The organism is Klebsiella pneumoniae, assembly GCF_000742135.1.
In the GTDB taxonomy this organism is placed as follows: Bacteria; Pseudomonadota; Gammaproteobacteria; order Enterobacterales; family Enterobacteriaceae; genus Klebsiella; species Klebsiella pneumoniae.
Genome location: NZ_KN046818.1, coordinates 3191143 through 3210390 on the forward strand (window position 1 = coordinate 3191143; position 19248 = coordinate 3210390).

At 55.0% G+C, this 19248-nt stretch carries 22 protein-coding genes and 1 tRNA gene; 16 read left to right on the forward strand and 7 right to left on the reverse strand.

Annotation, left to right across the window (positions count from 1 at the left end):
* Positions 1–9: 9 nt before the first annotated feature.
* From mlaC to murA, 4 genes are all read left to right on the forward strand, one after another.
* Positions 10–645 (forward strand): phospholipid-binding protein MlaC, encoded by a 636-nt coding sequence (gene mlaC, locus DR88_RS10565; RefSeq protein WP_002918386.1) that lies wholly within the window; start codon positions 10–12, stop codon positions 643–645.
* Positions 645–935, forward strand: coding sequence for a lipid asymmetry maintenance protein MlaB (mlaB, locus tag DR88_RS10560; RefSeq protein WP_004144912.1), 291 nt, complete (start codon positions 645–647; stop codon positions 933–935). Before mlaC ends, mlaB begins: the two co-directional genes overlap by 1 nt.
* A gap of 136 nt (positions 936–1071) precedes the next feature.
* The gene (gene ibaG / locus DR88_RS10555) at positions 1072–1326 is read left to right on the forward strand and encodes a BolA family iron metabolism protein IbaG (RefSeq protein WP_004144910.1); all 255 of its coding nucleotides are present in this window, start codon (positions 1072–1074) and stop codon (positions 1324–1326) included.
* A gap of 53 nt (positions 1327–1379) precedes the next feature.
* On the forward strand, positions 1380–2639 hold the full coding sequence (murA, locus tag DR88_RS10550; RefSeq protein WP_002918382.1) for a UDP-N-acetylglucosamine 1-carboxyvinyltransferase: 1260 nt from the start codon (positions 1380–1382) through the stop codon (positions 2637–2639).
* Positions 2640–2694: 55 nt separating this feature from the next.
* Here the strand turns inward: murA and sfsB are convergent, their stop codons facing one another.
* Positions 2695–2967 (reverse strand): DNA-binding transcriptional regulator SfsB, encoded by a 273-nt coding sequence (sfsB, locus tag DR88_RS10545; RefSeq protein ID WP_002918381.1) that lies wholly within the window; start codon positions 2965–2967, stop codon positions 2695–2697.
* 197 nt (positions 2968–3164) lie between these two features.
* Entirely contained in the window at positions 3165–4136 is a 972-nt protein-coding gene (ispB, locus tag DR88_RS10540) for an octaprenyl diphosphate synthase (protein WP_004144907.1), read from the reverse strand.
* Positions 4137–4396: 260 nt separating this feature from the next.
* Here ispB and rplU point away from each other — a divergent pair, with 260 nt between their 5' ends.
* The 4 genes from rplU (at position 4397) to cgtA (ending at position 7239) form a co-directional block, all read left to right on the forward strand.
* Positions 4397–4708 carry a 50S ribosomal protein L21 gene (gene rplU, locus DR88_RS10535; RefSeq protein ID WP_002918379.1) on the forward strand — a complete coding sequence of 104 codons (312 nt, stop codon included), beginning with the start codon at positions 4397–4399 and terminating at the stop codon, positions 4706–4708.
* Between the two features lie 20 nt (positions 4709–4728).
* A complete protein-coding gene (rpmA, locus tag DR88_RS10530) occupies positions 4729–4986 on the forward strand; it encodes a 50S ribosomal protein L27 (RefSeq protein ID WP_002434222.1) in 258 nt (85 codons plus the stop codon).
* A gap of 93 nt (positions 4987–5079) precedes the next feature.
* Positions 5080–6045, forward strand: coding sequence for a DMT family transporter (locus DR88_RS10525; protein WP_004149938.1), 966 nt, complete (start codon positions 5080–5082; stop codon positions 6043–6045).
* A gap of 15 nt (positions 6046–6060) precedes the next feature.
* Positions 6061–7239 carry an Obg family GTPase CgtA gene (gene cgtA, locus DR88_RS10520; RefSeq protein ID WP_002918377.1) on the forward strand — a complete coding sequence of 393 codons (1179 nt, stop codon included), beginning with the start codon at positions 6061–6063 and terminating at the stop codon, positions 7237–7239.
* A 51-nt stretch (positions 7240–7290) separates the two neighbouring features.
* Here cgtA and dacB read toward each other — a convergent pair whose 3' ends face one another.
* Positions 7291–8724: a serine-type D-Ala-D-Ala carboxypeptidase gene (dacB, locus tag DR88_RS10515; RefSeq protein WP_004149937.1), complete on the reverse strand. Its 1434-nt coding sequence runs from the start codon at positions 8722–8724 to the stop codon at positions 7291–7293.
* Between the two features lie 235 nt (positions 8725–8959).
* Between dacB and greA the strand changes: the two genes are divergently transcribed.
* Positions 8960–9436, forward strand: coding sequence for a transcription elongation factor GreA (greA, locus tag DR88_RS10510; protein ID WP_002918375.1), 477 nt, complete (start codon positions 8960–8962; stop codon positions 9434–9436).
* A gap of 152 nt (positions 9437–9588) precedes the next feature.
* On the opposite strand, the gene yhbY is transcribed toward greA, so the two are convergent.
* Positions 9589–9882, reverse strand: a complete 294-nt coding sequence (yhbY, locus tag DR88_RS10505) for a ribosome assembly RNA-binding protein YhbY (protein WP_002918374.1) — start codon at positions 9880–9882, stop codon at positions 9589–9591.
* A gap of 123 nt (positions 9883–10005) precedes the next feature.
* Between yhbY and rlmE the strand changes: the two genes are divergently transcribed.
* The 7 genes from rlmE to DR88_RS31875 all read left to right on the forward strand — a co-directional run bounded on the left by rlmE (position 10006) and on the right by DR88_RS31875 (position 16142).
* Positions 10006–10635, forward strand: coding sequence for a 23S rRNA (uridine(2552)-2'-O)-methyltransferase RlmE (gene rlmE, locus DR88_RS10500; protein WP_002918373.1), 630 nt, complete (start codon positions 10006–10008; stop codon positions 10633–10635).
* Between the two features lie 99 nt (positions 10636–10734).
* Positions 10735–12669: an ATP-dependent zinc metalloprotease FtsH gene (gene ftsH / locus DR88_RS10495; RefSeq protein ID WP_002918372.1), complete on the forward strand. Its 1935-nt coding sequence runs from the start codon at positions 10735–10737 to the stop codon at positions 12667–12669.
* Between the two features lie 93 nt (positions 12670–12762).
* Positions 12763–13611: a dihydropteroate synthase gene (gene folP / locus DR88_RS10490; RefSeq protein WP_004149935.1), complete on the forward strand. Its 849-nt coding sequence runs from the start codon at positions 12763–12765 to the stop codon at positions 13609–13611.
* Positions 13604–14941 (forward strand): phosphoglucosamine mutase, encoded by a 1338-nt coding sequence (gene glmM / locus DR88_RS10485; RefSeq protein WP_002918370.1) that lies wholly within the window; start codon positions 13604–13606, stop codon positions 14939–14941. Before folP ends, glmM begins: the two co-directional genes overlap by 8 nt.
* 229 nt (positions 14942–15170) lie before the next feature.
* Positions 15171–15500, forward strand: a complete 330-nt coding sequence (gene secG, locus DR88_RS10480) for a preprotein translocase subunit SecG (RefSeq protein WP_002918369.1) — start codon at positions 15171–15173, stop codon at positions 15498–15500.
* Between the two features lie 9 nt (positions 15501–15509).
* A tRNA-Leu gene (locus DR88_RS10475) sits at positions 15510–15596 on the forward strand.
* Between the two features lie 144 nt (positions 15597–15740).
* A complete protein-coding gene (locus tag DR88_RS31875; protein WP_004174148.1) occupies positions 15741–16142 on the forward strand; it encodes a KPN_03583 family lipoprotein in 402 nt (133 codons plus the stop codon).
* Between the two features lie 41 nt (positions 16143–16183).
* Here the strand turns inward: DR88_RS31875 and DR88_RS10465 are convergent, their stop codons facing one another.
* The 3 genes from DR88_RS10465 to argG all read right to left on the reverse strand — a co-directional run bounded on the left by DR88_RS10465 (position 16184) and on the right by argG (position 19219).
* Positions 16184–16735 carry a YfaZ family outer membrane protein gene (locus tag DR88_RS10465; protein ID WP_020325268.1) on the reverse strand — a complete coding sequence of 184 codons (552 nt, stop codon included), beginning with the start codon at positions 16733–16735 and terminating at the stop codon, positions 16184–16186.
* A gap of 341 nt (positions 16736–17076) precedes the next feature.
* Positions 17077–17706 carry a winged helix-turn-helix transcriptional regulator gene (locus tag DR88_RS10460; RefSeq protein ID WP_025861217.1) on the reverse strand — a complete coding sequence of 210 codons (630 nt, stop codon included), beginning with the start codon at positions 17704–17706 and terminating at the stop codon, positions 17077–17079.
* A gap of 169 nt (positions 17707–17875) precedes the next feature.
* On the reverse strand, positions 17876–19219 hold the full coding sequence (gene argG / locus DR88_RS10455) for an argininosuccinate synthase (RefSeq protein ID WP_004144895.1): 1344 nt from the start codon (positions 19217–19219) through the stop codon (positions 17876–17878).
* Positions 19220–19248: the final 29 nt, after the last annotated feature.

Genomic DNA, 19248 nt, shown 5'->3' on the forward strand with positions numbered 1-19248 from the left:
AAATACGATATGTTTAAACGCTTACTCATGGTCGCCATGCTGGTGATTGCCCCGCTGACCGCCGTCCAGGCCGCAGATCAGTCCAATCCGTATAAGCTGATGAATGAAGCGGCGCAGAAAACCTTCGATCGCCTGAAGAATGAACAGCCGAAGATTAAAGCTAATCCTAACTATCTGCGCGACATCGTCGACCAGGAGTTATTGCCGTATGTACAGGTGAAATATGCCGGCGCGCTGGTGCTGGGCCGCTATTACAAAGAAGCGACCCCTGCGCAGCGTGAGGCCTATTTTGCCGCCTTCCGTGAATACCTGAAGCAGGCCTACGGTCAGGCGCTGGCGATGTACCATGGGCAGACTTACCAGATTGCTCCGGAGCAGCCGCTGGGCAGCGCAACCATCGTTCCGATCCGCGTCACTATCATCGACCCGAACGGTCGTCCGCCGGTACGTCTTGACTTCCAGTGGCGTAAAAATACCCAGACCGGCAACTGGCAGGCCTACGATATGATCGCGGAAGGGGTGAGCATGATCACCACCAAACAGAATGAGTGGAGCGATCTGCTGCGCACCAAGGGCGTTGATGGCCTGACCGCGCAGCTGAAAGCGATCTCTGCGCAGCCGATCACCCTGGAACAGAAAAAATAATGAGCGGGCAGCTGAGCTGGACTCGCGAGGGCGAGACGCTGGCGCTGCACGGGGAGCTGGATCAGGATCTGCTGGTCCCGCTCTGGGAGGCGCGCGCCCAGGCGACGGCGGGAACGGCGATCATCGATCTCAGTCAGACCACGCGCGTGGACACCGCGGGCCTGGCGCTGTTAGTGCATTTTATGGCGCTGATTCGCCGTCAGGGCCGGGAAGCGCAGCTGGTCGGCAAGAGCGAAAACCTGCAAACGCTGATCGGTCTTTACAACCTGCCTGCCGATCTGATCTCATAATCTTTTCAGTGCCTTAGCACTGAAGCTATTCCGAAAGCCCTGGCAATCTTTTCGCCGGGGCTTTTTGCTTGTTTAAGACCGCGCCACTTTCCTCTAAGATGTTGGGCTGTTTTCACTATCAGATAAATTTGAGCCCATGGAAAATCATGAAATTCAGACCGTGCTGATGAACGCACTCCCCCTCCAGGAAGTCCACGTCTCTGGCGATGGCAGCCACTTTCAGGTTATTGCTGTGGGTGAGATGTTCGATGGCATGAGTCGGGTGAAAAAGCAGCAGAGCGTCTACGCGCCGCTGATGGAATATATTGCCGACAACCGCATCCATGCGCTGTCGATCAAGGCCTTTACTCCGCAGGAGTGGGCGCGAGACCGCAAACTCAATGGCTTCTAAGCTGTGGGGGATCCCCTGCAGCGTATGTGAATTTTTAATAGAGAACAGAATCAATGGATAAATTCCGTGTTCAGGGGCCGACTCGCCTTCAGGGTGAAGTCACCATCTCCGGGGCAAAAAACGCCGCCCTGCCAATCCTCTTTTCCGCGCTGCTTGCCGAAGAGCCGGTAGAGATCCAAAACGTACCTAAGCTGAAAGACATCGATACCACCATGAAGCTGCTGAGCCAGCTGGGCGCGAAGGTCGAGCGCAATGGTTCGGTATGGATTGACGCCGGCCCGGTCGATGTATTCTGTGCTCCGTACGATCTGGTGAAAACCATGCGCGCCTCTATCTGGGCGCTGGGCCCGTTGGTGGCGCGTTTCGGTCAGGGGCAAGTTTCTCTGCCTGGCGGCTGCGCTATCGGCGCGCGTCCGGTCGATCTGCATATTAGCGGTCTGGAGCAGCTGGGCGCCGAGATCAAACTGGAAGAAGGTTATGTCAAAGCCTCGGTCAGCGGTCGCCTGAAAGGCGCGCATATTGTGATGGATAAGGTGAGCGTCGGCGCCACCGTAACCATCATGAGCGCAGCGACGCTTGCGGAGGGAACGACGATTATTGAAAACGCCGCTCGCGAGCCGGAGATTGTCGATACCGCCAACTTCCTGAACGCGCTGGGCGCAAAAATCACAGGCCAGGGTAGCGATCGCATTACCATCGAAGGCGTGCAGCGCCTGGGCGGCGGCGTCTACCGTGTGCTGCCTGACCGTATTGAAACCGGGACTTTCCTGGTGGCCGCGGCGATTTCCGGCGGCAAGATCCTCTGCCGTAACGCGCAGCCGGATACCCTGGATGCCGTACTGGCGAAGCTGCGCGACGCCGGGGCTGACATCGAAACGGGCGAAGACTGGATCAGCCTCGATATGCACGGCAACCGTCCGAAAGCGGTCAACGTGCGTACCGCGCCGCACCCGGGCTTCCCGACCGATATGCAGGCCCAGTTCACGCTGCTTAACCTGGTAGCGGAAGGGACCGGCGTGATCACCGAAACGATCTTTGAAAACCGCTTCATGCACATTCCGGAGCTGATCCGTATGGGCGCGCACGCGGAGATCGAGAGCAATACCGCTATCTGTCACGGCGTGAAGCAGCTTTCTGGCGCGCAGGTGATGGCGACCGATTTGCGCGCGTCGGCGAGCCTGGTGCTGGCCGGCTGTATCGCTGAAGGGACCACCATCGTCGATCGCATCTATCATATCGATCGCGGCTATGAGCGTATCGAAGATAAACTGCAGGCGCTGGGCGCCAATATTCAACGCGTGAAGGGCGAGTAACCGCGTCCTGACAGCGCCCCGGGACGTTGTTCCGGGGCGCTGTCGAGCAATCACATCACTTGTCGATCTTCTTCTGACGCATCATCTGCGTTCTGTCGATAAACTCATGAGTCACCGGGTCGTGGTAGCGTGACGGCCAGATGACCCACGGCTGCGTTTCCAGCGCTGTGGCGATAATCAATTCGCCTTTCGGCCAGGGGCGGGTCAGGGCGTTCGCCAGCGTTGAAGAACTTAGTCCGTGCCGTCGCGACTCTGCCGCCAGCGATGTTCCCCGTTTACGTAATCCCGCAACAATATCTGCGGGATGCCAGTCGATGAACTTATCCATAAATTCTCCTGGTGTTAAAGGTCCAGATCGTCCCACATGGGCGATAGAGACACTATACCCGCGTACTATGTAGGGTTCTAACAAGTTCTGTTAAAGCGCCGGAATATTCAGAATCTATCAAGATATTCGGAAGTTTAGGGAGAGAAATGGCATTTTACTGGAACTTTCCCGCGCGTCGCGCGGGAAAGGAGGGGGGATTAATGATCGCGCTGGACTGCAATATGCGCCAGCCCAATCAAGGCTTCGCGCCAGGGCGTGTCCGGGAGGATCTGCAGCGCGGCAATGGCTTTGTCAGCTTCTTCTTCGGCACGCTTCTGCGTCCATTCCAGCGAACCGCAGGTCGCCATCGTTTCCAGCACAGCATCCAGTAGATGGCGGCCGTTGCCTTGCTCGATCGCACCGCGGATCATCGCTGATTGATCGGGTGTGCCATGGTGCATGGCGTGCAGCAGCGGTAGCGTGGGTTTACCTTCGTTCAGGTCGTCACCGACGTTTTTACCGAGCCGCTCGCCGTCAGAGCTATAATCGAGTAAATCGTCGATTAGCTGGAAAGCGGTGCCGAGATAGCGGCCATAATCCTGCAACGCGCGCTCTTCTTCCGCAGTGCAGTCGGCCAGCAGTCCCGCACACTGCGAGGCAGCTTCAAACAGGCGCGCCGTCTTACTGTAGATAACGCGCATGTAGTTCTCTTCGGTGATATCCGGGTCATTGACGTTCATCAGCTGCAGCACTTCGCCTTCGGCAATGACGTTCACCGCTTCCGACATGACCTCAAGGATCTTCAGCGAGCCCAGCTGGGTCATCATCTGAAAGGCGCGGGTATAGATAAAATCGCCGACCAGCACGCTGGCGGCATTGCCAAACGCCGCATTGGCCGTGGCTTTGCCGCGACGCATATCAGACTCATCGACGACGTCGTCATGCAGCAGGGTGGCGGTATGAATAAATTCAATCAGCGCGGCAATGGTGACATGCGCGCTCCCCTGATAGCCCACCGCGCGTGCGGCGAGCACAGCAATCATCGGGCGAATGCGTTTGCCGCCGCCGCTGACGATGTAATAGCCTAACTGATTGATAAGCTGAACATCGGAGTTGAGTTGCTCAAGAATCGTCGCATTGACACCCGCCATATCTTGCGCGGTTAACTCATTGATTTTTTCTAAATTCATCGCAAAAGCCGGGCCAAATGTCCTGTTACCATGAATCCAGGTGGGATCACAGAAGGATTAAGACAGAATTAAAAGAAGATATGATTGTACTGAAAAATTGCCGTAGATAAACGTTGTCGTGAAAGTTGTGTTTTTTTTCTGCATTGATCGCTAATCGCTCTTGTCAAAGGCTCGCGTTTTGCGTAATATTCGCGCCCTATTGTGAATATTTATAGCGCACTCTGAATCACATAAAGAGGTGCGCGGAAGCGGAGTTTTATATGTACGCGGTTTTCCAAAGTGGTGGTAAACAACACCGAGTAAGCGAAGGTCAGACCGTTCGCCTGGAAAAGCTGGACATCGCAACTGGCGAAGCTGTTGAATTCGCTGAAGTGCTGATGATCGCAAACGGTGAAGAAATCAAGATCGGCGTTCCTTTCGTTGAGGGCGGCGTAATCAAAGCTGAAGTTGTTGCTCACGGTCGTGGCGAGAAAGTTAAAATCGTTAAGTTTCGTCGTCGTAAACACTATCGTAAGCAGCAGGGCCATCGTCAGTGGTTCACTGATGTGAAAATCACTGGCATCAGCGCCTAAGACCTGAGGAGTAGATTTAAATGGCACATAAAAAGGCTGGCGGCTCGACTCGTAACGGTCGCGATTCAGAAGCTAAACGTCTGGGCGTAAAACGTTTCGGCGGTGAAGCAGTTCTGGCAGGTAGCATCATCGTTCGTCAACGTGGTACTAAATTCCACGCTGGTACCAACGTTGGTTGCGGCCGTGACCACACTCTGTTCGCTTTGACTGACGGTAAAGTCAAGTTCGAAGTTAAAGGCCCGAAAAACCGTAAATTCATCAGCATCGTTGCTGAATAAGTTTTTCGCGTCCCGGTAACGGATGAAAGCCCCGCAACACGTTGCGGGGCTTTTTACATTCGTCTACCGGAAAATTTTTGCAGGTAAACAGGCATGAAGCAGCAGGCTGGGATTGGCATTATTCTGGCGCTTACCACCGCAATGTGTTGGGGAGCGTTGCCGATTGCAATGAAACAGGTTCTCGAGGTGATGGCGCCGCCTACGGTGGTCTTTTATCGCTTTCTGATGGCCAGCATTGGGCTTGGCGCGATCCTCGCGATCAAAGGCAAATTGCCGCCGATGCGAATTTTTCGCAAGCCGCGCTGGCTGGTGTTATTAGCGATTGCCACCGGCGGTCTGTTCGGTAACTTCATCCTGTTTAGTTCTTCCCTGCAATACCTCAGCCCCACGGCTTCTCAGGTCATCGGCCAGCTATCGCCGGTGGGGATGATGGTGGCTAGCGTCGTAATTCTGAAAGAGCGCATGCGCGGCACCCAGGTGGTGGGCGCGTTGATGCTGCTCAGCGGGCTGGTGATGTTCTTCAATACCAGTCTGATTGAAATCTTTACCCGCCTGACGGACTACACGTGGGGGGTAATTTTCGGCGTTGCTGCCGCTACGGTGTGGGTAAGCTACGGCGTCGCGCAAAAGGTGTTATTGCGCCGTCTGGCATCACAGCAGATACTATTTTTACTGTACACTTTGTGTACGATTGCATTACTGCCGCTTGCTGAGCCCGGAGTGATTTCCCGGTTAAGCAGTTGGCAACTGGCATGCCTGATTTTTTGCGGGCTGAATACCCTGGTCGGCTACGGGGCGCTGGCGGAAGCCATGGCGCGCTGGCAGGCGGCGCAGGTCAGCGCGTTAATCACCTTGACGCCACTGTTTACGCTACTGTTTTCTGATTTATTATCAATGGCCTGGCCCGATGTTTTCGCCAGACCGATGTTAAACCTGATTGGTTATCTCGGTGCGTTTGTCGTGGTTGCGGGCGCGATGTATTCCGCCATCGGCCATCGTCTTTGGGGACGTTGGCGTAAGCGAGAGGCGGTAGTACCGCTGCCCCGCTCAGGCGAATGATTTACGGAGAGTAAAATGAAGTTTGTAGATGAAGCAACGATCCTGGTCGTAGCAGGTGACGGCGGCAATGGTTGCGTAAGCTTCCGCCGCGAAAAGTATATTCCGAAAGGCGGTCCGGATGGCGGCGATGGCGGCGATGGCGGCGATGTCTGGCTGGAAGCGGACGAGAACCTGAACACCCTGATCGACTACCGTTTTGAAAAATCGTTCCGCGCCGAACGTGGGCAGAATGGTCAAAGCCGCGACTGTACCGGTAAGCGCGGTAAAGACGTGACGGTAAAAGTGCCGGTCGGCACCCGGGTTATCGATCAGGGCACCGGCGAGACCATGGGCGATATGACCAAACACGGTCAGCGTCTGATGGTGGCGAAAGGCGGTTGGCACGGTTTGGGCAACACCCGTTTCAAATCGTCCGTTAACCGTACGCCGCGTCAGAAAACCATGGGTACCCCGGGTGATAAACGCGACCTGCAGCTGGAGCTGATGCTGTTGGCCGATGTCGGGATGCTGGGCATGCCGAACGCCGGCAAATCCACCTTCATCCGTGCGGTCTCCGCCGCCAAGCCGAAAGTGGCTGACTATCCGTTTACCACCCTGGTGCCAAGCCTGGGCGTGGTGCGTATGGACAATGAAAAGAGCTTCGTAGTTGCCGATATCCCGGGGCTGATTGAAGGCGCAGCGGAAGGGGCAGGCCTCGGTATCCGCTTCCTCAAGCACCTCGAGCGCTGCCGCGTACTGCTGCACCTCATCGATATCGATCCGATCGACGGCTCCGATCCGGTTGAGAATGCGCGCATTATCATCGGCGAGCTGGAGAAATACAGCGAGAAGCTAGCCTCCAAACCACGCTGGTTAGTTTTCAACAAGATTGACCTGATGGACAAGGCCGAAGCCGAAGCCAAAGCCAAAGCGATTGCCGAAGCGCTGGGTTGGGAAGAGAAATTCTACCTGATCTCCGCGGCCAGCCAGCAGGGCGTGAAAGAGCTATGCTGGGACGTGATGACCTTCATCATCGAAAACCCGATCGTGCAGGCGGAAGAAGAGCAGAAGCCGGAGAAAGTCGAGTTTATGTGGGACGACTATCACCGTCAGCAGCTTGAAGAGGCCGAAGCCGAAGCAGAAGATGACGAAGACTGGGATGACGACTGGGATGAGGACGACGAAGAAGGCGTCGAATTCATCTACAAACGCTAATCCTGACTTCTCTGGATCAAAAAGGGCCGCATCTGATGCGGCCCTTTTGTTTTAATTGTTCTGGTACAAATCTTTATACAAGCGGCTTTCAAAGCGGACCAGTGGGATGCGGCGATTGCGCTGATCAGCTGGCTCCACGGCGTAGCCGGAGAGATATTGCACGAAGGCCACCTTTTGTCCGCTGGCGGTAGTGATGAAGCCTGCGAGGTTATAAACCCCCTGGAGCGACCCGGTTTTCGCCGAAACTTTACCATCGACGCCCGCCTGATGAAGACCGGCGCGATACTGCAGCGATCCGTCATGGCCCGCCAGCGGCAGCATGGAGATGAAGTTGAGCTCGGTATCGTGCTGGGCGATATACTGCAGCACCTGCATCATGGTCGCCGGGGCGATCAGGTTGTGGCGCGACAGGCCAGAGCCGTCGGCGATGATAGTATTGCCGAGATCGACCCCAGCCTGTTGACGCAGGATCTGCCGTACGGCATCGGAGCCCGCCCGCCAGGTGCCAGGTACGCCGAACCGGGCGTGGCCGATGGTGCGAAAGACGGTGTCGGCAATCATGTTGTCTGACTTCTTCAGCATGATCCGCAGCAGATCGTGCAGCGGAGCCGACTGGCTGGTTGCCAACACGGTGCCGGGCTCATTGGCCAGCGTCTGGCGCAGCAGCGTGCCGCTGTAGGTGATCCCCGCCTGGGCTAGCTCGGCTTTGAGGATCGCTCCGGCGTAGCTGGCGCCATCCTGAATGGCGAAGGCCAGAGGCAGCGGCTCGCTACGCTGCGGCAGGCAGCCGGTGAGAGTATAGCGATTGAGATCGCCCGGCACCACGTCGAGCTCGCAATACTGCGCTTCCGATGAGCCACGCGCCAGCGTTCGCACCTGGCTGAACATGGTGACCGGATAATAGGATGCAACGCGAATGAAGGCGACATCGCCCGGTTTCTGCGCGCTATACAGCGAGACAGAGAAGCAGTTACGGTCGACAATCGCCGCCGCCGGCGGGGCGCTGAAGCACTGCGTCAGGTCGTTCCACGGCCAGCCGGGCGCTTTGTCATGGCTGGCGAAGACCGACGTATCGATGAGCACATTGCCTTCGATACGCTGCACGCCGGCTTTTTTCAGCGTCGCCACCATATTGCGAATATCCTGCCGTTTAAGCGTCGGATCGCCGCCGAAGCGCGCAATCAGGTCGCCTTTCAGCACGCCGCCGTCAAGGGAACCTTTGGTTTCCAGCGTGGTGGTAAAGCGAAAATCGGGCCCCAGTTGCAGCAGCGCCGCCAGCGCGGTGATGACCTTTTGCGTACTGGCCGGGAGCGCCATTTGCTGGCTGTGATAGTCGATTTCCGGCGTCGATGCGCCGACCTTTTGCGCCATAAAGGCAAGGTTCGCACCGGCGGGAAGCTGGTTGATGTACTCGTCAATATTCGCCGCCTGAGCGCTAAGCGCTATACCGGCGGTCAATCCGATGATAAATCTGGGAAATCGCATAATCTCGCGCTAACAACCTGAAGCCAGGCCGTCATACTACGGTGCAACGCCCAGTAAAGTAAACGATGACCCATAATGAACTTCGGGGTAAAATACCCATCAAATGAAAAATTGCTGCTGACCTGGGGAGTGTTTCCCGGGTCGGTTTCTTTTTGCTCGTGTCCTGCCCGTGGGCAGGACAGGTGGCGGAGCGGAGCTATCCGTTCCCTGAAGGAATGATAAAGAGGTATAACTAATGCAAGCGATTCCGATGACCTTACGTGGCGCTGAAAAACTGCGCGAAGAACTGGATTATCTGAAGTCTGTGCGTCGTCCTGAAATCATTGCCGCTATTGCTGAGGCCCGTGAACACGGCGATCTGAAAGAGAATGCCGAGTATCACGCCGCGCGTGAGCAGCAGGGTTTCTGCGAGGGGCGTATCAAGGATATCGAAGCGAAGCTGTCTAACGCGCAGGTTATCGATATCACCAAAATGCCGAACAACGGCCGGGTGATTTTTGGTTCTACCGTCAGCGTGCTGAACCTCGATACCGACGAGGAACAGACCTACCGCATCGTGGGCGATGACGAAGCTGATTTTAAGCAGAATCTGATCTCCGTGAACTCGCCGATCGCCCGCGGTCTGATCGGCAAAGAGCAGGATGACGTCGTGACTATCCGTACCCCGGGTGGGGAAGTGGAATACGAAATTACCAAGGTTGAATACCTGTAAGGCGTATTTCCCGCTACGATGTTTATAGATTGTAAAGAAAGGAAAAAGGCCGCATAGCGGCCTTTTATCAACGTCAGGAGCATGGCATTTTGCTCGCCTGGCCGCAGAAATCCCTCGTTTTACACAAAGTTGTGTCGAGATTCAGGATATTCTTAGCGTGGCAGCGAGATTTTACGCTCTGGCGTTGGGCGGTACAGAACCAGCGTTTTACCGATGACCTGTACGTTACAGGCGCCGGTTTCGCGTACGATGGCTTCCACGATCAAGGCTTTTGTTTCGCGATCTTCTGAGGCGATCTTCACCTTGATGAGTTCATGGTGCCCTAACGCTTGTTCGATCTCGGCCAGTACCCCTTCGGTCAAACCATTGTTGCCAAGCATAACTACCGGCTTGAGCGGATGTGCCAGACCTTTCAGGTGCTGTTTTTGTTTAGTACTCAGATTCATCGTATTTTTTTGCTTACGTTGGGATTGAAAACGGGTCATTCTACCGCCATCTCCCATATATCGCCAAACTACCGCGTCGATTTTTACGCAGTAAAGTACGATGAACCCGAACGGGAATGTTAAATGACAGGTAAAAAGCGTTCTGCCAGCTCAAGCCGCTGGCTTCAGGAACACTTTAGCGATAAATATGTTCAACAGGCACAGAAAAAGGGGTTACGTTCCCGTGCCTGGTTTAAACTTGATGAAATACAGCAAAGTGACAAAATTTTTAAGCCGGGGATGACGGTAGTCGACCTCGGTGCTGCTCCCGGTGGCTGGTCGCAGTATGCGGTCACGCAGATCGGCAACAGCGGCCGCATCATCGCTTGCGATCTTTTACCAATGGATCCAATCGTTGGTGTGGACTTCCTTCAGGGCGATTTTCGTGATGAATTAGTCCTGAAAGCGTTACTTGAGCGAGTGGGCGACAGTAAAGTCCAAGTTGTCATGTCCGATATGGCGCCGAATATGTGCGGAACACCGGCGGTGGATATTCCCCGGGCTATGTATCTGGTAGAACTGGCGCTTGAAATGTCTCGTGATGTATTAGCGCCAGGTGGTAGTTTTGTAGTGAAGGTGTTCCAGGGCGAAGGCTTCGATGAGTATCTTCGAGAAATTCGCTCCCTGTTTACGAAGGTCAAAGTTCGTAAGCCGGACTCTTCCCGCGCTCGTTCGCGTGAAGTGTATATTGTAGCGACCGGGCGTAAACCATAACCGGCAGATTTCAAACGAAAGTTTGAAAGAAACTGGATATAGAGTATCCTGACGCTGTTTTTAACACAGTTGTAATAAGAGGTTAATCCCTTGAGTGACATGGCGAAAAACCTAATACTCTGGCTGGTCATTGCCGTTGTGCTGATGTCAGTATTCCAGAGCTTTGGGCCCAGCGAGTCGAATGGCCGCAAGGTGGATTATTCTACCTTCCTGCAAGAGGTCAATCAGGACCAGGTTCGCGAAGCGCGTATCAACGGACGTGAGATCAACGTTACCAAGAAAGATAGTAACCGTTACACGACTTACATTCCGGTTAACGATCCGAAGCTGCTCGATAACCTGTTGACTAAAAACGTCAAAGTTGTTGGCGAACCACCAGAAGAGCCGAGCCTGCTGGCTTCCATCTTCATCTCCTGGTTCCCAATGCTGCTGCTGATCGGCGTCTGGATCTTCTTTATGCGGCAAATGCAGGGCGGCGGCGGGAAGGGCGCGATGTCCTTCGGCAAAAGCAAAGCCCGTATGTTGACGGAAGACCAGATCAAAACCACTTTTGCAGACGTTGCCGGGTGTGACGAAGCGAAAGAGGAAGTCGGCGAGCTGGTAGAATACCTGCGTGAGCCGAGCCGCTTCCAGAAACTGGGCGGTAAAATCCCGAAAGGCGTCCTGATGGTCGGCCCTCCGGGTACCGGTAAAACGCTGCTGGCGAAAGCGATCGCTGGTGAAGCGAAGGTACCGTTCTTTACCATTTCCGGTTCTGACTTCGTCGAAATGTTCGTCGGTGTGGGCGCTTCTCGTGTGCGTGACATGTTCGAACAGGCTAAGAAAGCCGCGCCTTGCATCATCTTCATCGATGAAATCGACGCCGTCGGCCGCCAGCGTGGCGCAGGCCTGGGCGGTGGTCACGATGAACGTGAGCAGACCCTGAACCAGATGCTGGTTGAGATGGACGGCTTCGAAGGTAACGAAGGTATCATCGTTATCGCGGCGACTAACCGTCCGGACGTTCTTGACCCCGCGCTGTTGCGTCCGGGCCGTTTTGACCGCCAGGTGGTGGTTGGCCTGCCGGATGTTCGCGGTCGTGAGCAGATCCTGAAAGTGCATATGCGTCGCGTTCCGCTGGCGCCGGATATCGATGCGGCAATCATTGCGCGCGGTACCCCGGGCTTCTCCGGTGCGGATCTGGCCAACCTGGTCAACGAAGCGGCGCTGTTTGCTGCCCGCGGTAACAAACGCGTTGTGTCGATGGTTGAGTTCGAGAAAGCGAAAGACAAAATCATGATGGGTGCGGAACGTCGCTCCATGGTGATGACGGAAGCGCAGAAAGAGTCTACTGCTTATCATGAAGCGGGCCACGCGATTATTGGTCGCCTGGTGCCGGAGCACGATCCGGTGCACAAAGTGACGATTATCCCGCGCGGTCGTGCGCTGGGTGTGACCTTCTTCCTGCCGGAAGGCGATGCAATCAGCGCCAGCCGTCAGAAACTGGAAAGCCAGATCTCCACCCTGTACGGCGGTCGTCTGGCGGAAGAGATTATCTACGGTCCGGAACATGTTTCTACCGGTGCGTCCAACGATATTAAAGTGGCGACGAACCTGGCGCGTAACATGGTGACCCAGTGGGGCTTCTCCGACAAACTCGGTCCGCTGCTGTATGCGGAAGAAGAGGGTGAAGTCTTCCTCGGCCGTAGCGTCGCGAAAGCGAAGCATATGTCCGATGAAACCGCGCGTATCATCGACCAGGAAGTGAAATCGCTGATTGAGCGTAACTACGGTCGTGCTCGCCAGCTGCTGAACGACAACATGGACATTCTGCACGCGATGAAAGATGCGCTCATGAAGTATGAGACCATCGATGCGCCGCAGATTGACGACCTGATGGCTCGTCGCGAAGTTCGTCCGCCAGCGGGTTGGGAAGAACCTGGTTCTTCTAACAACTCTGACAACAATGGCACGCCTCGTGCGCCGCGTCCGGTTGATGAACCGCGTACGCCGAACCCGGGCAACACCATGTCAGAGCAGCTGGGCGACAAGTAAGCTACCGCTGTTGATGCTTGTTTAACCTTAAAACCCCGGGCGTCCGCTCCGGGGTTTTTCTTTTTTAACCTCTTCAGTCTCAGGGATTTTGTGATGAAACTTGTAGCCCAGGGCTCAACCCTCGATCTCTCTCACCCCCACGTGATGGGTATTCTAAATGTGACGCCTGACTCCTTCTCCGATGGCGGCGCCCATAATTCGCTGATTGAGGCGGTGAAGCATGCCAATCTGATGATCAACGCCGGCGCGACCATCATTGATATCGGCGGTGAATCGACGCGGCCAGGGGCGGCTGAGGTTAGTGTGGAAGAGGAGCTTGCGCGGGTGATACCGGTGGTTGAAGCCATTGCCCAGCGCTTTGAGGTATGGATCTCAGTGGATACCTCCAAGGCGGAGGTTATTCGCCAATCGGCCAGGGTCGGGGCGCATATCATCAACGATATTCGTTCGCTGACCGAGCCCGGCGCGCTGCAGGCCGCCGCAGAAACTGGACTGCCGGTGTGTCTGATGCATATGCAGGGACAACCAAAAACCATGCAGGAGGCGCCGAAGTATGAGGACGTCTTCGCCGATGTTGAGCGTTTTTTTAATGAGCACATTGTGCGCTGCGAACAGGCGGGGATCGCAAAAGAAAAATTGCTGCTCGACCCGGGATTCGGTTTCGGTAAAAATCTCTCCCACAATTACCAACTGTTGGCCAGGCTTGGGGAGTTTCATCACTTTGGTCTGCCGCTGCTGGTCGGTATGTCACGTAAGTCGATGGTAGGTCAGTTGCTGAACGTCGGGCCGTCGGAGCGGCTGAACGGCAGCCTGGCGTGTGCCGTCATTGCAGCAATGCAGGGCGCGCAGATTATCCGCGTCCATGATGTCAAAGAAACGGTAGAAGCGCTGCGCGTGGTGGAAGCCACCCTCGCCGCTAAGGGAAAAAAACGTTATGAGTAACCGCAAGTATTTTGGCACCGATGGTATTCGTGGCCGCGTCGGCGATGCGCCGATCACTCCGGAGTTTGTGCTCAAGCTGGGCTGGGCGGCGGGCAAAGTGTTAGCGCGTCACGGTTCGCGTAAAATTATCATCGGCAAGGATACCCGTATTTCGGGCTATATGCTGGAATCGGCGCTGGAAGCTGGACTGGCGGCAGCGGGGCTCTCTGCGTCGTTCACCGGGCCTATGCCGACACCGGCCATCGCCTACCTGACGCGCGCCTTCCGCGCCGAGGCGGGGATTGTTATCTCTGCTTCACATAACCCTTTCTACGACAACGGCATTAAATTCTTCTCCATTGAGGGCACCAAGCTGCCGGATGATGTCGAAGAGGCGATTGAAGCCGAAATGGAGAAAGAGCTCACCTGCGTGGATTCGGCTGAGCTGGGCAAAGCCAGCCGTATCGTCGATGCGGCGGGGCGCTACATTGAATTTTGTAAGGGTACCTTTCCCAACGAACTGAGCCTGGGAACGCTGAAAGTGGTGGTGGATTGCGCGCACGGCGCGACCTATCACATCGCCCCTAATGTCTTCCGCGAGCTGGGAGCCCAGGTTATCGCGATGGGCTGCGAGCCAGACGGTCTCAACATCAACGAAGAGGTCGGCGCCACTGACGTGCGGGCGCTGCAGGCGCGCGTGCTGGCGGAAAAAGCCGATCTGGGTATTGCCTACGACGGCGATGGCGATCGGGTGATTATGGTTGACCACGAAGGCAATAAAGTCGATGGCGACCAGATCCTCTATATCATAGCCCGGGAAGGATTGCGTCAGGGGCAGCTGCGCGGCGGCGCCGTCGGCACGCTGATGAGTAATATGGGGCTGGAGCTGGCGCTCAAGCAGTTAGGCATCCCGTTTGCCCGCGCGAAGGTCGGTGACCGCTATGTACTGGAGATGCTCCAGGAAAAAGGCTGGCGCATCGGTGCGGAAAATTCCGGCCATGTGATCCTGCTGGATAAAACCACCACCGGCGATGGCATTGTCGCCAGCCTGCAGGTGGTCGCGGCGATGGTCCGCAACCACATGAGCCTGCATGACCTGTGCAGCGGCATGAAAATGTTCCCTCAGCTGCTGGTGAATGTCCGCTTTACCGAGGGCAGCGGTAACCCGCTGGAGAATGAGCACGTCAAAGCGGTGACCGCGGAAGTGGAGGCGGCGTTAGGAAAACGCGGCCGTGTCCTGCTGCGTAAATCGGGTACGGAGCCGCTGATCCGCGTGATGGTGGAAGGCGAGCATGAAGATCAGGTGCACGAGTTTGCGCACCGCATCGCTGAGGCGGTAAAAAGCGTTTAGCTTTGCCGGCTAAGTGGTTAAAAAGGCGGCGCTTGCCGCCTTTTTTATGATCGAAAATTGGCTTTTTGCTGTTTTTTTCTGCAGTTGATACAATGTGTCGAAATTGCCCTTGCGAAGGTCATTCGCTTTGGTTAGTATTCACACCCGCTTCAGTGGGAAACGTTAAAACGTCCCGCTTTATTGGTCGAAGCACTTGGTATGCGGCGAATCCGCAAGGAACAGGTTGATTATGTACGAAGCTCTTTTGGTTGTTTTCCTTATTGTAGCGATTGGCCTTGTAGGTCTGGTTATGCTGCAGCAAGGTAAAGGCGCTGATATGGGAGCCTCCTTCGGTGCAGGCGCTTCCGGCACACTGTTTGGGTCCAGCGGTTCTGGTAACTTTATGACCCGAATGACCGGCATCCTGGCTGCGCTGTTCTTCATCATCAGTCTGGCGCTGGGTAATATCAACAGCAACAAGACCAGTAAAGGAAGTGAGTGGGATAATCTGAGCGCGCCGAAAACGGAGCAAACTCAGCCAACTGCGCCGGCTCAGCCGACCAGCGATATCCCGCACTAAGTATTCTGTACCGAGGTGGTGGAATTGGTAGACACGCTACCTTGAGGTGGTAGTGCCCTAACGGGCTTGTGGGTTCGAGTCCCATCCTCGGTACCAATATTCCAGAAAAAAGACGCTGAAAAGCGTCTTTTTTTGTTTTTGTCCCCGCTGGCCATTTATTTATAAACATCTCTTCGCTGGTTGCCTCCTTTTACTGTCGTTAAAGTCGCCTCGTCAAATTAACAGAGGTGAAGTGACACAATGAACAAGATCGGGTTGCTTATCGTCGCCGGCGTGCTCGGTTTAGCTGGGTGCAGTTCAACATCGCCCTCCCAAACGGTGGAGACGATTAATGCGCTAACCGTACCGGTATCGCCCAGTGAGTCTGGGACTACAGCGAATCATGCCCAGGCGGTGAGGCGCTATTTCCAGGACAATACGGCACTGATTAGTCGCCTTAACCATTCGTTGAAAAGTCATTATCTGCAGGACGTGGAGCGCCGCGATGTGTTCGACAGACACAGCGAGGCGTATAAGGTGTATGGCGCCCTGACCCGCCTGGAGCAGATGGCGTCCATGAATGAGGTTTACCGCAAAGAGAATAATGTTGCGGGCCTACAAGAGATCAACCGCGTACTGAAAAGCGTGCCGCTGACCAGCTGAGAATGAAACAGGGACTGCCGACCGGCAATCCCTGTGAAGAGTTAAAAGCGGAAGTTAACCCCGGCGTAAGCGCCGTCGGCCAGCGTGTTATCGCGATTGCCATCTTTCCCTGCCATATCAATATAGCGATAGCCAGCTTCGATATTCAGAGACGGGAGCACGTTAAGGCGTACCCCGGCATTGGCCTCCACATAATCCTTAACGCCGCTGGACATTGAGTCCGGTGAGTAATAGCCCTCGCCGAAAAGCGTGAAATACTGACCAAGGGGGAGTTCAGCGCCACCACCGGCGGCGATGGCGTAACCTTCATCACCATCTTTTGGGTTCAGATAGACCGCCTTACCGCCCAGGGTCATCAGAAAAGGGCCAAGGTTAAAGTTATAACCCATTCCCAGTCCTACACTATCTCCATCGTTGTCGCTATGAGCCCACTGAGAACTGAACGTCATACCCGGTTCCCCGGCGCCAAAGCTGGCGGACAGATTGGTAAACTCGGCGCCAGCTTCTCCATGCAGGTTAACGGCTGCGCAGGCAGCGCTGCTGGCTCCCAAAGCGATCGTTACGGCAACCATTTTTGCAGCAATAGACTTCATTATTAAATTCCTTCAGATAAAAAAAAGCCCGATATGGGCGTTCGGGCATAATTAACGGGTTCGTGCATCTCATTGTTATGGTCGCAGCAGGCGAGGGGGCAACTCTCGCTACCGCCGCACACGTCTGGCCGATTTCCGCTGGCATATCCTGAGCCGGTGCAGACCCGGCGGTTAACGCCGTTTGTGGTCGTCTGCTGGCGAACTCAGGAATAGATTGTCTTCCGGGAAACCCAGGCGCTTAGCATAAAATTTTTGTTCTTTTAGCGGTAACGGTTATTGGTTTAAATTTAAACATCTTCCCCGCTGCAGCAAATAACAATAAATGATAGGAGGAGTGCGGGTCAGAATTTTTCAGGAAGTGAGACGATATTTTGTAAATAACCGCCGCGGGCAAAGGCAATATAACCGCCTTTCTTTAATGCTGACAATACATTGAGAATACTGCTACGCGACAGAAGGGTCCTGTCCTGAATATACTCAAGAATAGATACTCGCTGTCGGGTCTCTTCGCTTAATAGCATCATCTCCAGCAGATGGTTACGGATGACCGAATAGGTACGCTGCTGCAGGACCAGATCGTCACGATACACCATATACGAGGTATGATAAGCCAACAGGCTGGTCACCTCTTCCCATAGGTTATGCTGGCGAAAAAGCGCCGAAGCCAGGTCATGGTCGAACCGTAGCAGTTCGCATGATACCTCGGCTCGCAGGCTGTGGCTGCGGCTGGGCTGCAGCATTTCCGCCACGCCGAAAAGATGCGGCTCATAGACGGTCACCATCAGTAGCCTGTCGGAATTACGAATACTCGACAGCTCGCCTTTTTTAAAAATAAAGAGCTGGGTTTTGCCTTTATATTCCCATGTCAGTCTTTTTCTGGCGATCGCGTTAACGGGTGTCGCGTGTGGCTCAAGTACATCGATCAGTCGGTCAATGGTCTTTTGCGGCCTGATCGGCGGTTTAATATTCATTATGTGTATCACCAGATATGAATTAATCAATTGAGGCTATTATAGTCAACAGTTTTGCTGGTCTGGCGATAAGGAAAAAATGCGTCATGGCATTTTTTTTACGTTGGTGGGTCATTCAAAATAAAAAGCCGGCGGTGATCCGCCGGCGGAAAGCAACATTGTCAGGCGATTATTTGCCTTTGTTTTCCAGATTTTCAACCTGCGGTAAACCGGTTGCCGAGGAGGCGCTCAGCAGGCCAGACTGGGCATAGCCGAACAGCTTCTCGCGGGTATCGGTGATGTCCAGATTACGCATGGTCAGCTGGCCGATACGGTCTTCGGCAGTAAACATGGAATCGCCTTTTTCCATGGTCAGACGCTCCGCTTTATAGGTCAGGTTGTCTGATACCGTATTGAGGATCGAGTAGTCGTTACCGCGACGCAGTTCGAGGGTGACTTCGCCGGTGATCTGGCTGGCGACCCAGCGCTGCAGCGAATCACGCAGCATCAGCGCCTGGGAATCAAACCAGCGGCCCTGATACAGCAGGCGGCCCAACTGGCGACCGTGGGCGTGATATTGCTCAATCGTATCTTCGTTATGGATACCGGTCAGCAAACGCTCGTAGGCAATATGCAGCAGCGCCATCCCCGGAGCTTCATAAATGCCGCGGCTTTTCGCTTCGATAATCCGGTTTTCAATCTGGTCGCTCATGCCCAGGCCGTGACGACCGCCGATGCGGTTGGCTTCCAGCATCATCTCGACGTCATCGGCAAAGGTTTTACCATTCAGCGCCACCGGATGGCCCTGCTCAAAGCGTACGGTGACCTCTTCCGCAGGGATCTTCACGTTTTCGTCCCAGAACTTCACGCCCATAATCGGGTTGACGATCTTGACGCTGGAGTTCAGGAATTCGAGATCTTTCGCTTCATGGGTCGCGCCGAGCATATTGGAGTCGGTGGAGTAGGCTTTCTCGACCGACATCTTGTAATCAAAGCCGCAGGCGATCATAAATTCGGACATTTCGTGACGACCGCCGAGCTCATTGATAAAGTCGCTGTCCAGCCACGGTTTGTAAATCTGCAGTTCAGCGTTGGTCAGCAGGCCGTAACGATAGAAACGTTCGATATCGTTGCCTTTATAGGTGCTGCCATCGCCCCAAATGTTAACGCCGTCTTCTTTCATCGCCGCCACCAGCATGGTGCCGGTGACCGCGCGGCCTAGCGGCGTGGTGTTGAAGTAGGTCAACCCACCGGTGGTGTTATGGAAAGCGCCACACTGAATCGCGGCGATCCCTTCTGCGACCAGCTGTTTGCGGCAGTCGATCAGACGGGCGCCTTCAGCGCCGTACTCTTTCGCGCGGCGCGGGATAGCATCGTAGTCGTCTTCGTCCGGTTGACCCAGGTTAGCGGTATATGCATAAGGCACGGCGCCTTTTTTGCGCATCCATAACAGCGCGGCGCTGGTATCCAGTCCACCAGAGAAAGCGATACCAATACGTTGACCAACCGGGAGATGCTTGAGAATCGTCGTCATAAAATAAAACCCTGCTCGATAGACTGTGG

What these genes read in the sequence shown, in the direction of transcription:
- mlaB (WP_004144912.1), top strand. Translation starts at nt 645, where the DNA reads ATGAGCGGGCAGCTGAGCTGGACTCGCGAGGGCGAGACGCTGGCGCTG.
- DR88_RS10465 (WP_020325268.1), bottom strand. Translation starts at nt 16,735, where the DNA reads ATGAAGTCTATTGCTGCAAAAATGGTTGCCGTAACGATCGCTTTGGGA.
- folP (WP_004149935.1), top strand. Translation starts at nt 12,763, where the DNA reads ATGAAACTTGTAGCCCAGGGCTCAACCCTCGATCTCTCTCACCCCCAC.
- cgtA (WP_002918377.1), top strand. Translation starts at nt 6,061, where the DNA reads ATGAAGTTTGTAGATGAAGCAACGATCCTGGTCGTAGCAGGTGACGGC.
- secG (WP_002918369.1), top strand. Translation starts at nt 15,171, where the DNA reads ATGTACGAAGCTCTTTTGGTTGTTTTCCTTATTGTAGCGATTGGCCTT.
- DR88_RS10460 (WP_025861217.1), bottom strand. Translation starts at nt 17,706, where the DNA reads ATGAATATTAAACCGCCGATCAGGCCGCAAAAGACCATTGACCGACTG.
- murA (WP_002918382.1), top strand. Translation starts at nt 1,380, where the DNA reads ATGGATAAATTCCGTGTTCAGGGGCCGACTCGCCTTCAGGGTGAAGTC.
- greA (WP_002918375.1), top strand. Translation starts at nt 8,960, where the DNA reads ATGCAAGCGATTCCGATGACCTTACGTGGCGCTGAAAAACTGCGCGAA.
- rlmE (WP_002918373.1), top strand. Translation starts at nt 10,006, where the DNA reads ATGACAGGTAAAAAGCGTTCTGCCAGCTCAAGCCGCTGGCTTCAGGAA.
- sfsB (WP_002918381.1), bottom strand. Translation starts at nt 2,967, where the DNA reads ATGGATAAGTTCATCGACTGGCATCCCGCAGATATTGTTGCGGGATTA.
- rplU (WP_002918379.1), top strand. Translation starts at nt 4,397, where the DNA reads ATGTACGCGGTTTTCCAAAGTGGTGGTAAACAACACCGAGTAAGCGAA.
- argG (WP_004144895.1), bottom strand. Translation starts at nt 19,219, where the DNA reads ATGACGACGATTCTCAAGCATCTCCCGGTTGGTCAACGTATTGGTATC.
- DR88_RS31875 (WP_004174148.1), top strand. Translation starts at nt 15,741, where the DNA reads ATGAACAAGATCGGGTTGCTTATCGTCGCCGGCGTGCTCGGTTTAGCT.
- yhbY (WP_002918374.1), bottom strand. Translation starts at nt 9,882, where the DNA reads ATGAATCTGAGTACTAAACAAAAACAGCACCTGAAAGGTCTGGCACAT.
- dacB (WP_004149937.1), bottom strand. Translation starts at nt 8,724, where the DNA reads ATGCGATTTCCCAGATTTATCATCGGATTGACCGCCGGTATAGCGCTT.
- ibaG (WP_004144910.1), top strand. Translation starts at nt 1,072, where the DNA reads ATGGAAAATCATGAAATTCAGACCGTGCTGATGAACGCACTCCCCCTC.
- ftsH (WP_002918372.1), top strand. Translation starts at nt 10,735, where the DNA reads ATGGCGAAAAACCTAATACTCTGGCTGGTCATTGCCGTTGTGCTGATG.
- glmM (WP_002918370.1), top strand. Translation starts at nt 13,604, where the DNA reads ATGAGTAACCGCAAGTATTTTGGCACCGATGGTATTCGTGGCCGCGTC.
- rpmA (WP_002434222.1), top strand. Translation starts at nt 4,729, where the DNA reads ATGGCACATAAAAAGGCTGGCGGCTCGACTCGTAACGGTCGCGATTCA.
- DR88_RS10525 (WP_004149938.1), top strand. Translation starts at nt 5,080, where the DNA reads ATGAAGCAGCAGGCTGGGATTGGCATTATTCTGGCGCTTACCACCGCA.
- mlaC (WP_002918386.1), top strand. Translation starts at nt 10, where the DNA reads ATGTTTAAACGCTTACTCATGGTCGCCATGCTGGTGATTGCCCCGCTG.
- ispB (WP_004144907.1), bottom strand. Translation starts at nt 4,136, where the DNA reads ATGAATTTAGAAAAAATCAATGAGTTAACCGCGCAAGATATGGCGGGT.